We start from the raw sequence: 9,965 nt of genomic DNA on the forward strand, positions 1-9,965 counted from the left end.
GCACCGGTGACGTGACCCAAACCCTGCGCGCGCCAACGGGGCGGCACTTCTACGGACACGGTGCCTTCTCCAGTGACGGCAATCTGCTCTTCACCCCGGAAAACGACATCGCGTCGGGACAAGGCCGCATCGGTGTCTGGGACCGCGGCGCGGGCTACAGACGGCTGGATGAATTCACATCAGCCGGGATCGGACCGCATGAGATCCTGCGCATGCCAAGCGGCACGCTCGCGGTCGCCAATGGCGGCATCCGCACACACCCGGCAACGGGGCGGGACAAATTGAACCTCGACACAATGCGGCCCAACCTCGCGGTGTTCGATACCGACGGACAGCTGATAGATTTTGCCGAAGTGCCGGATGCCATCCACCTCAACTCACTCCGCCACATCGCGTCAGCGCCCGACGGTACGGTCGTATGCGGCTTCCAATGGCAGGGTGACCCGTTCGAAGCGCCTTCGCTTGTGGCACTCTACAATGGCAATGGTGCGCTCAGATCGGCAGATATGGATGAAACGGCGCTCTACCAACTCGACGGATACATCGGCAGCGTCAGCGCATTTGGAAACGGGCGCTACGCCGCATCCTCGCCCCGCGGCGGTCTGGCCTTTCAATTCGATGCAGCAGGCCAGCAGGTGGGCACATACCGGGCCCAAGACGTCTGCGGTCTGTGCGCCGCCCCGGACGGGTCCTGCCTGGTGACGGACGGAACCGGACAGGTCCACACCCTGACCGGCGACACGCTCACCCATCGCAAGACTCACCTGCTTGCCTTCGACAATCACCTGACAGCCATCTGAAAGGATCGCCCATGTTTATCGCAATGAACCGCTTCACCGTCGCCAAGCAAAACGCACAGGCATTCGAGGCGCTGTGGCTTGGGCGGGACAGCCACTTGAAAACCATGGATGGCTTTGTCGAATTCCACATGCTCAAGGGGCCCGAAAACGAAGATGGCACACGGCTCTACGCCTCGCATACGGTCTGGTCATCGGAAGAGACGTTTCGCGCTTGGACCCGGTCAGACGCCTTTCGCGCAGCACACAAGGACGCCGGCAGCACGGCTAAACTGCACGAGGGCGCACCCACGTTCGAAGGCTTTTCGGTGATACAGGAAATCTCGGCCGACACATAAGGGAACAGGCTCTCTTTGACGCAAACTGCGTTTGCATTGAGCTGCCAGAAAACAAAGCACATTTTGATGCCTGGGTCCGCTTCAAAAAAACGCGGACAACACCAATATTGATGACTGCCGACCCAGCCTGATTATCGCCGCCGCATTCCTTAATAGGTTCCGTTGTATGATCCACCACCTCAGGCAGAGCGTTTTGTTTGCCGCCCACTGTCTTCTCATCATTGCATTCGTCTTTGCAGGCTCCGCCGTTATGGGTGCCCCCAACGGATCGTGGGAGGAAACGCTGGAGGGTTTTGTCGATGGGTTGATCACGACCGGTCTGGATCAGGACGCCGTGGCCGGTGCGGTCGTGATTGTTGTTTCTGGCGACAATGTGATCCTGTCACGTGGCTACAGGCTGTCGGATGCCAGGTCCGGAAAAACTATGACGCCTGAAGCAGACATTATTCCGCTGGCATCTGTTACCAAGGTTTTCACTGCCTTGGCGATCCTGCAGCTAGCAGAGGACGGGCGGCTGTCTTTGGACGACCCAATCATCCGTCACCTTCCCGGGCTGCATCTGAATCAGCGTTTCGGTGACATTACAGTCGCTCACCTGCTTAGCCACACAGCAGGCCTTGAGGAACGCTACTCGGGTTACTTCGCGGTGCACGGCGAACAGGACAACACACCCGCAATTGAACAGATTTCGAAAATCCTCCCACAACAGGTTCGCCCGCCAGGCGATGTCATTTCCTACTCGAATGCCAGCTACGTTTTGCTGGGCGAGATTATTGCCCAAGTCTCGGGCCAACCGTTCGAGGAATACATTACCGATACAATCCTGTCCCCGTTGGGAATTGGTAACGCACGTTTCATGAATGAGCCATCCGCGCTTCGAGGGACCAGCTCATTTCATGTTTGGGACGCGGGTCGGTATGTCGCCATCGATCCAGCCCCTTTTCACGCGGTACATTTAAGCTCGGGCGGTCTCGCGCTCACGGCCGAGACCATGGGCCGGATCATGCAAAGGTTACTGTCACAAAACCCTGAAGATGAAACGTCTGCTCTGACCCCGACCAGCATTACAAAGATGTACGAACCCGCGTGGCCGGATGCCGCAGAGTTTTCCGGGCGCACACTTGGGTACTGGACTGAACGCTGGGCCGGTCACACGGTCTACCACCATGGCGGCACACATTTTGGGTTCCACAGCAACATGGTGCTCATCCCATCCATGGACCTGGGGTTCTTTGTTGCTGCAAACAGTCCCAGCGGAAATGAGCTCACGGGTTTACCACGTCGCGTGCTGAGAGAAGTGATTGCGCCACATGAACGGCCAGTCGCACCACGCACTGATTGCGATTCCGCCTGCTTAAACGACTTTACCGGGCATTTTCTCACCGTGCGGCGCAACGAAACCGGACTGGACCGGATACACGCGCTGAACTCTCATCGCATGAACGTGCAAGTAACCGATGACGAGATGCTTCTGGTGTCCGGGCTTGGCCATTCCCGTCTGTTCCAAGCAATCGGGCAGGACAAGTTCGAGACGCCGGAGGGCGATTTCCAGCTTGGATTTCGACGAGATGTATCAGGGAATGTTGTCAGAGCTGATTTTAGCGGCGGCATGCACGCGTTTGACCGCGTTGGATTTTGGCATAGTGCCGCCTCGCTGAATTCGGCGCTGTGGGCGGCTTTGGCCGGTTCTCTGCTGTGTTTGGTTGGCGCAGTGATAGCATGGCGCTCAAGGGGCCGCCTGACAAGTATGCCTGCCTTGCTGGGTATGGGCTGGTTCGCCGGTGCCGCTATTTGCACGGCTATCATTGTACCAGTGATGAACGGTCAAGACCTTTCCTCCCACACCTCTGCCGGTGCCGGTCTTTGGGCGATAACCTGTCTCTGTGCAGCAGCTGTCGCGACTCTGCTGTGGACTGCAGCGTGGTTTCTACGCTCACTACAAAGCGCAAATGCGATGCGAGCGGAGCAGTTTGTGGTCTTGGCGGCTATTCCCGCTTTCGCATGGGCCCTTCTTGCCGCTTGGATTTGGAATCTACCGACCGCGGCCCTGACATGGTGAACTGCAAAAGCTCATCCGCAGTTCTGGCGACACACGCATTATCGTGGCGGTCAGCGCGGACAACCTGGTCACAGTCAACGGCTGAAGCGCAGCAACCAGGAATGCAACAAACCCATTGAATATACTGTTTGGTCGCCAGTGCGCATACCCTAACGCCCCTTGATATGGATGCTGAACGACCGCTGCGCACCCGGTGGAGGGGCAGGAAACGGCGCGGCGCCCCGGATCACCTGCAAGGCCGCGTTGTCCAGATCGCGAGAGCCAGAACTGCGTGCCACAGACACATCACTCAATCCACCATTCGATGCGATGCGGAAGCTGACAGTGGCCACACCGCGATCCCCGATACGCGGACGACGTGCACGTTGCAGCTTTCGCATGATCTGACCAGGATAGTTGGATGCGGCCGCATTGCCTGCTTGCGCCGCACCCGCGGTCCCCGTCGCCCTTGGTGCCGGCCGAGCGGCCGTGCCCTCCGCCGCCCCAGCCCGCGTATTGGTTCGTGCTTGATTGCCACGCGGCGCTGGCGGGGGGTCAGGGGTTCGGCTTGCCGTCTGGCGCGGTGCTGGTGGTGGATCGTCTGGCTTGTTACGCTCTTCGAAGGCACGGCTACGCACCTTGGGCCGCCGCGATTGCGTCAGTTCGATCTGATCGGTGTCAATGGCTGTTAACGTATCGGGCGGAACGATCGCCTTCGCTGGCACCGGCGCAACTGGTTCAACCGGCAAAAGTGGCTCAAGTGTTGTCAAACGCTCGGGTGTCACAGATGGCTGGGATACCGAAGGCGTCACCCGAAGGGTGGGTTCTGGAACCAGCGCTGTTTCGGGCACCACCGCGCTGGCCGTTGTATTATCCGGTTCAGCGCGAGGCGTCGTATTTTCCACGTCTTGCTCTTCCACACGCGTGTCTGTTTCGGCGGCTTGTATCTCTTCCGGTGGGGTCGGGTCGACCGTGTCGTCAACTGGCTCTGACGTTTCGGTCGCGTCTTCAACGTTGACCCGCTCCGTCACTTCAGTCGTCTCAACCCCCGTCAATGTACCCTGTGCAAGATCAGCAAAAGCAGTGCCAAGCGACGCCTCGGTTGCACCGACTTGCCCACCCTCCATCTGGACTGGTTGGATTAGGTCAAGGCGCATTAGCCCACTTAAATGAAGAGCGGCGGCCAAAACAACGGCCACCAATGCAACGGTGCGAGACGCTGCAATCATTCCAGCCCCCGCTCGGTCACGATAATCACCTTGCCGGCACCCGCCCGGCGCAACTCCCGACCCAATGACACCAGTTGGGTTGCAGACAGCCCTCGGTCGGGCACAATCCGCACCTCCTCCCACGCTTCGGGATCAAGGCCGGACAGATAGGCACCAACATCGGCTTGATCTATGCCCCGAAAGCTCAGAGCTCCATCCGCATGAACAATCAGCGCATCCGGTGGCGGCCGCCCCTCCAGATCGGACGTACTGACCAGGGCAAGTTCCCGATCCAACGGCGGTGCCAACGTGCCTGCCACCATGAAAAAAACCAGCATCAGAAACACGATGTTGATCAGGGCGATGGTCGGCTCTCGCTTGGACCTTGGGGCACGTCTGCGCATCAGGCGTCCCCCAGCACGGTGACCTGCAAACCCTTCACCGCGCGCAAGACAACCAACAGATCGGTCAGCCGCTGTGCGGTAACCCCTGGCTGCAGACTAACAATCAACGGCTGCATCTCTACGGCTGGAACCGCGTCGCGCAAGGAAATCTCAAGAGCATGAATCCCCACGTTTTCACCATTCAGCGCAAGCATCTCCTCTCCGACCTGCAAAAAAAGCGGCCGCACGCTTGCCGGTGCTGCAGCCTGTCCAGTTCCTCTGGCGGTCAACTCAACCTCGGCAAATTTCGAGAAGGTCGAGGTGAGCATGAAGAACAGCAACAACAGAAAGATCACGTCGATCAGCGACGTCATCGACAATCGCCGCACGCGTCGCGTTCTAGCCATGGGCGGGTATCATGGTCGCGCCCGGTTCGATTGCGTCCACACGGTTGGCTGGTGCAAGGGCCGTCAAAACAAAGGTGTCAGCCACAACACGTTCAGCTTCCATCCGCGCCTCGAACCAAGACAGAAGCAATGCGGTCGGCATCGCGACAACCAAGCCAACGGCTGTCGTCAAAAGTGCCACCCATATCCCGCCAGCCAGAATTGACGGGTCCACCTGCGCCCCGGCGGCCTGCAACGACTGGAACGCCTCGATCATCCCTAGAACAGTGCCAAACAGCCCCAGCAGAGGGGCCAGTTGCGCCACGGACTCCAGATATCGAAATCCCCGCTCCAACCGGGAAAAAAGCTCCTCCGCCATGGCCAGCAAGCGGTCCCTATCACGCCCATCAAATGCCGCAGCTACAACAGGTGCCAGATAGCTCTTTGATTGTTCCAGGGCCGTCCGTGCACTTGTCCGATCGCCCGCGTCCCAAGCCGCCACAGCCGTGCGCAGCGCTGCGTGGTGACCCACATTCGCCACCGAAAACTGCCACAACTTGTAGAGAACAACGGCAAGGGTGACGATCGAGACCCCGATCAGCACCATAACGACAGGGCCACCCAGATCGAATACGGCCATCAATTGAGCAAAGATCGCATCCAACATCAGCCCAGCACCTCGATCTCGACCCGGGTCGACGGCAGCAAGCCCTTGGCGCAGTCCTCCCGCGCCAGACCGTCGGACGCGCAGGTATGCAACCCATTGAACAGCACCCGACCCAGGCCGTCACAGGCCAGGTCTGGCACCGCAAACTGACGGACACGCGGGCGGCCCACCGGCAAGGCTCCGAAGTCGAACAGGGTCAACCGGTCCACGCTGCCAGCGGCATCAAATAGCACGGTCTCGTAAACAAGCTTGTCAATATCAACAGGATGGCCGTTGGTGACCATGAAGGTCAGGGTACAGGCCCCCTCCTCGTTTGACACCGTATTCAACTCGACCGCTACCTTGCCGGTCACATCGGTTTCCTGAGCAGCACCGGCCAGCGCCACAACTATCAAGATCAATGCCAAAAGACGTGCAAACGTCGTCCCCATGTCATGCTCCTTGGTCGAGAGGAAGGGCTGACCTGGCAAGCGGCTGGGGGACCCGGGTTACAGTCTTAAAAACATTAATATAGTCGCGCTGCAATACCTGATTAAAACACTCGGCGAGCGGGGCGTTTACAACCGGTCACTGTGCCGGATGTTCTTTCACGCTTTCCACGGATGGAACGGCGGCCAGCAGGTTTCGTGTGTAATCTTGCTGCGGCGATGCAAACACCGCATTGCGCGTGCCGTATTCAACGATGTCACCCATATACATGACCGCCACGTCATCACACATCTGCTGCACGACGCCCAGATCATGGCTGATGAACAGATAAGTCAGATCCAGGTCCCGCTGCAGGTCTTTCAACAGGTCCAGAATTTGGGCCTGTATGATGACATCAAGGGCTGACACCGCCTCGTCACAGATGATCAGGCTGGGATTGGTCGACAGTGCGCGCGCGATGCTGATCCGTTGCCGCTGTCCACCCGAGAACTGGTGCGGAAACAGATGCATCTGTGCCGGTTCCAGCCCCACCTGTTCGAACAAGTTGGCCACGCGCGCATCGCGCTGTGCGACCGGCAGATTGCCCAAGTTATCCATGGGTTCACGCACAATGGCGCCCGCCCGCAGGCGCGGGTTAAGCGACGAATAAGGGTCCTGAAAGATCACCTGCACATTTGCGCGCGCCTGCCGCAGCGCCTCACCTTCAAGCGTCAGCATATCCGTGCTGTCCAGCGTCACATGCCCAGCCTGCGCCGCCACCAGCCGCGCCACCGCAAGGGCCGCCGTGGTCTTGCCTGACCCACTCTCCCCCACGATGGCCAGCGTCTTGCCCCGCTCCACGTCAAAGCTGATGCCATTCACAGCAGTGAACATCTCGCGCTTGCCCCAACGTTTCTTCACAGGGAACTGCACCGTGAGGTCACGGACACTCAAAAGCGGCTGATCGACCTGAGCCGCGACTTCGCTTTCATCGCGTGTCTCCGGCGTCAAATGCGGCACGCTCGCGATCAGCGACTTGGTGTAGTCATGCTGTGGGCGATTGATCAGATCGGTCACGGTGCCATCCTCAACCTTTTCACCTTTGAGCATGACAACCACCCGGTCGGCCATTTCGGCGACCACACCCATGTCGTGGGTGATCAGGATCGTGGCGGTCTGGGTTTCCTTCGCCAGCTCGCGCATCAGGTCAAAGATTTCGGCCTGTACCGTCACATCGAGGGCCGTGGTCGGCTCATCCGCAATAAGGATCTTGGGCCGACAGGCCAGGGCCATGGCGATCATCACCCGCTGGCGCTGACCGCCAGACATCTCGTGTGGATATGTGCCTGCACGGCCCATTGCGTTGGGAATGCGCACGGCATCTAGCAGATCAACGGCATTGGCCCAGGCCTGCGCGGCACCCTGGTTCTGGTGATGGCGCAACACCTCTGCAATCTGTTCACCCACGGTATGGACCGGGTTGAGAGACGTCATCGGCTCCTGAAAAATCATGCCGATCTGGTTGCCCCGGATGCGGCGCAGGGCGGCGTCTTCCATCTGAGTCATGTCCTGCCCTTCGAACATGATGCGGCCCTCGGCGACGCGACCAATGCGGGGGAGCAGCCCCATAACGGCAAGGGCAGTCATGGACTTGCCACTGCCGGATTCGCCGACGATGCTCAGCGTCTCACCGGGGTTCAGCCATAGCGACAGGTCATCGACAACCGGCACCATCCCGCCCCGCGTGGCCAGCTCGATGCGCAGGTTTTCGACAGAAAGAAGCGGCGCGCTCATCTTTCCCTCAGCTTTGGGTTCAGGGCGTCATTCAGGCCGTCACCCACAAGGCTGATCGCCAGAACGGTTATGAAGATGGCGATGCCCGGCACGGTAACGGTATAGCTGGCGTCGAGGATGTACTGCCGGTTCGACCCGATGATCTGCCCCCAGCTCGCGACATTCGGGTCCGTCAGACCCAAAAAGCTCAAACCCGCCTCGAACAGAATGGCCGAGCCAACCATGAGGGCCGCCTGCACGATGATGGGTGGCAGCGCGTTGGGCAGGATCACCCGGAACATCAGCCCACCATTGCGCACACCTCCGGCGCGGGCAGCTGTGACATATTCCAGCTCCCGAATGCGCAGAAACTCGGCTCGCGTGATCCGCGCCACGGCAGGCCAGCTGACAAGACCGATGGCGATGGTGATCATCAGCAGCGACGCGCCAAACAGGGCCACGATGACCATCGAAAACAAAAGCGTCGGCAGGACCTGAAAGAACTCGGTCAGACGCATCAGCACCTCTTCGACCCAACCGCGATAGAACCCGGCAAGCGCGCCAATGGTGATACCAATGGTGACGGTAACAAAGGCCGCCGCCAGACCAACCGTCAGCGACACCCGCGCACCATGGATCAGCAATGACAGCAGGTCCCGGCCCAGATAGTCGGTGCCCAGAAGATACCCCTCGGCCCCCGGCGGGGTGAACGGGGCCCAAACCATGTCAAACGGATTGCCGGGATAAAGCACCGGCCCCAGAACAGCGACACCGATGATGGCAAGCAGGATAACCAACCCCGCCACCGCCGCATGATTGCGCCGAAACATCTCGAACGCTTCGGCAAAGGGTGACCGGGCCTTGAGGTGCGTTTGCTCGCTCATGCCTTGCCTCTCACCCGTGGATCAATCAGGCGCAGGACCAAATCCGTCAGCAGATTGCCAACAATCACCACAAGCGCAGAAAAGAACAGAATACCCAGGATTGTCGGGGTGTCCCGCGCAAGGATCGAGGTCAGCGCCAACTGCCCCAGCCCCGGCCATGAAAACACAGTTTCGACCAGCACCGCCCCCGAGATCACGGCCGAAAACTGCAAACCTGCCAGCGTAACAACCGGCGGCAGCGCATTCTTCAGCGCGTGCTTCATTGTCACATCACGCGGTGACAGCCCCTTGGCCTTGGCCGTGCGCACATAATCCGACCCCAAAACCTCCAGCATCGAGGCACGGCACAGCCGCGAATAAAGTGCCATGAAAATCGACCCAAGCGTCAACATCGGCAGCACCAGATGGTGCGCGACCGACAGTGCTTGGGGAAAGAAACCTTCGACCGTCACATCACGCATCCCTGCGACCGGGAACAAAGGAATTTTCAAAGAAAAGGCAATCAGCAGCAGGATACCGGTCCAGAACGCAGGCGCGGCATAGCCGAACAAAGCAAAGAGTGTGACGATATGGCTGAGAATACCATTCGGTCGCTGCGCCGCGAACACACCCAGCAGAATGCCGACCACAAGGGCAAAAATCTGCGCTGAAAAGACCAAGAGCAGCGTGGCGGGCAAACGCTCAAAGATCATCTCGGTCACGGGGCGATTGTAGAAATACGATTGCCCCAGATCGAACTGGAACACCCGCCAGACATAATTGCCCAACTGTACGATGACGGGTTGATCCAACCCGTACTCCGCTCGGATTTGAGCCACCAGTTCCGCGCTTGCCCCGCCCATATCGGCAGCAATGGTGTCCACCACATCGCCCGGCGCCAGATTGATCATGGTGAAATTCAACACCAGTACGGCCAGCAACAGCAGCAACCCGTAAAGGGTGCGTTGCGCCATTACGACCAGAAATCCCATTCACCACCACCTCAATGAAAACCTGCCCCGGGGATCTGGGCAGGAAGGTCTTTCTCTGGACAGCTTACTCTTTCAAGAAAACAAGGTCATAGGGAGAGGAGGATGACCAAAT

General features: G+C 59.2%; 11 protein-coding genes. 3 read left to right on the forward strand and 8 right to left on the reverse strand.

The features are described 5' to 3' along the window. The 3 genes from AC6RA8_RS18070 to AC6RA8_RS18080 all read left to right on the forward strand — a co-directional run. Positions 1–800, forward strand: an 800-nt coding sequence (locus AC6RA8_RS18070; RefSeq protein WP_500354578.1) for a DUF1513 domain-containing protein, incomplete at its 5' end; no start/stop codon positions are given. An 11-nt stretch (positions 801–811) separates the two neighbouring features. Then, positions 812–1,135, forward strand: a complete 324-nt coding sequence (hmuQ, locus tag AC6RA8_RS18075) for a heme-degrading protein HmuQ (protein ID WP_500354580.1) — start codon at positions 812–814, stop codon at positions 1,133–1,135. Between the two features lie 250 nt (positions 1,136–1,385). Continuing rightward, positions 1,386–3,194 carry a serine hydrolase domain-containing protein gene (locus AC6RA8_RS18080; RefSeq protein WP_500354582.1) on the forward strand — a complete coding sequence of 603 codons (1,809 nt, stop codon included), beginning with the start codon at positions 1,386–1,388 and terminating at the stop codon, positions 3,192–3,194. 149 nt (positions 3,195–3,343) lie between these two features. On the opposite strand, the gene AC6RA8_RS18085 is transcribed toward AC6RA8_RS18080, so the two are convergent. The 8 genes from AC6RA8_RS18085 to AC6RA8_RS18120 all read right to left on the reverse strand — a co-directional run bounded on the left by AC6RA8_RS18085 (position 3,344) and on the right by AC6RA8_RS18120 (position 9,853). Continuing rightward, positions 3,344–4,402: an energy transducer TonB family protein gene (locus AC6RA8_RS18085; RefSeq protein WP_500354583.1), complete on the reverse strand. Its 1,059-nt coding sequence runs from the start codon at positions 4,400–4,402 to the stop codon at positions 3,344–3,346. Then, positions 4,399–4,785, reverse strand: coding sequence for an ExbD/TolR family protein (locus AC6RA8_RS18090; protein ID WP_500354585.1), 387 nt, complete (start codon positions 4,783–4,785; stop codon positions 4,399–4,401). Before AC6RA8_RS18090 ends, AC6RA8_RS18085 begins: the two co-directional genes overlap by 4 nt. Continuing rightward, positions 4,785–5,171: a biopolymer transporter ExbD gene (locus tag AC6RA8_RS18095; RefSeq protein WP_500354587.1), complete on the reverse strand. Its 387-nt coding sequence runs from the start codon at positions 5,169–5,171 to the stop codon at positions 4,785–4,787. The genes AC6RA8_RS18090 and AC6RA8_RS18095 overlap by 1 nt, the downstream gene beginning before the upstream one ends. Next, positions 5,164–5,817 carry a MotA/TolQ/ExbB proton channel family protein gene (locus AC6RA8_RS18100; RefSeq protein ID WP_500354588.1) on the reverse strand — a complete coding sequence of 218 codons (654 nt, stop codon included), beginning with the start codon at positions 5,815–5,817 and terminating at the stop codon, positions 5,164–5,166. The genes AC6RA8_RS18095 and AC6RA8_RS18100 overlap by 8 nt, the downstream gene beginning before the upstream one ends. Continuing rightward, the gene (locus AC6RA8_RS18105) at positions 5,817–6,248 is read right to left on the reverse strand and encodes a hypothetical protein (protein ID WP_500354589.1); all 432 of its coding nucleotides are present in this window, start codon (positions 6,246–6,248) and stop codon (positions 5,817–5,819) included. Before AC6RA8_RS18105 ends, AC6RA8_RS18100 begins: the two co-directional genes overlap by 1 nt. Positions 6,249–6,384: 136 nt before the next feature. Next, positions 6,385–8,019 carry an ABC transporter ATP-binding protein gene (locus tag AC6RA8_RS18110; RefSeq protein ID WP_500354591.1) on the reverse strand — a complete coding sequence of 545 codons (1,635 nt, stop codon included), beginning with the start codon at positions 8,017–8,019 and terminating at the stop codon, positions 6,385–6,387. Then, positions 8,016–8,882, reverse strand: a complete 867-nt coding sequence (locus AC6RA8_RS18115; RefSeq protein WP_500354593.1) for an ABC transporter permease — start codon at positions 8,880–8,882, stop codon at positions 8,016–8,018. The genes AC6RA8_RS18110 and AC6RA8_RS18115 overlap by 4 nt, the downstream gene beginning before the upstream one ends. Next, complete coding sequence (locus AC6RA8_RS18120; protein WP_500354595.1) at positions 8,879–9,853, reverse strand: ABC transporter permease; 975 nt, start codon at positions 9,851–9,853, stop codon at positions 8,879–8,881. The genes AC6RA8_RS18115 and AC6RA8_RS18120 overlap by 4 nt, the downstream gene beginning before the upstream one ends. Positions 9,854–9,965: the final 112 nt, after the last annotated feature.

The organism is Tateyamaria sp., assembly GCF_059783535.1.

What these genes read in the sequence shown, in the direction of transcription:
- hmuQ (WP_500354580.1), top strand. Translation starts at nt 812, where the DNA reads ATGTTTATCGCAATGAACCGCTTCACCGTCGCCAAGCAAAACGCACAG.
- AC6RA8_RS18080 (WP_500354582.1), top strand. Translation starts at nt 1,386, where the DNA reads ATGGGTGCCCCCAACGGATCGTGGGAGGAAACGCTGGAGGGTTTTGTC.
- AC6RA8_RS18085 (WP_500354583.1), bottom strand. Translation starts at nt 4,402, where the DNA reads ATGATTGCAGCGTCTCGCACCGTTGCATTGGTGGCCGTTGTTTTGGCC.
- AC6RA8_RS18090 (WP_500354585.1), bottom strand. Translation starts at nt 4,785, where the DNA reads ATGCGCAGACGTGCCCCAAGGTCCAAGCGAGAGCCGACCATCGCCCTG.
- AC6RA8_RS18095 (WP_500354587.1), bottom strand. Translation starts at nt 5,171, where the DNA reads ATGGCTAGAACGCGACGCGTGCGGCGATTGTCGATGACGTCGCTGATC.
- AC6RA8_RS18100 (WP_500354588.1), bottom strand. Translation starts at nt 5,817, where the DNA reads ATGTTGGATGCGATCTTTGCTCAATTGATGGCCGTATTCGATCTGGGT.
- AC6RA8_RS18105 (WP_500354589.1), bottom strand. Translation starts at nt 6,248, where the DNA reads ATGGGGACGACGTTTGCACGTCTTTTGGCATTGATCTTGATAGTTGTG.
- AC6RA8_RS18110 (WP_500354591.1), bottom strand. Translation starts at nt 8,019, where the DNA reads ATGAGCGCGCCGCTTCTTTCTGTCGAAAACCTGCGCATCGAGCTGGCC.
- AC6RA8_RS18115 (WP_500354593.1), bottom strand. Translation starts at nt 8,882, where the DNA reads ATGAGCGAGCAAACGCACCTCAAGGCCCGGTCACCCTTTGCCGAAGCG.
- AC6RA8_RS18120 (WP_500354595.1), bottom strand. Translation starts at nt 9,853, where the DNA reads ATGGGATTTCTGGTCGTAATGGCGCAACGCACCCTTTACGGGTTGCTG.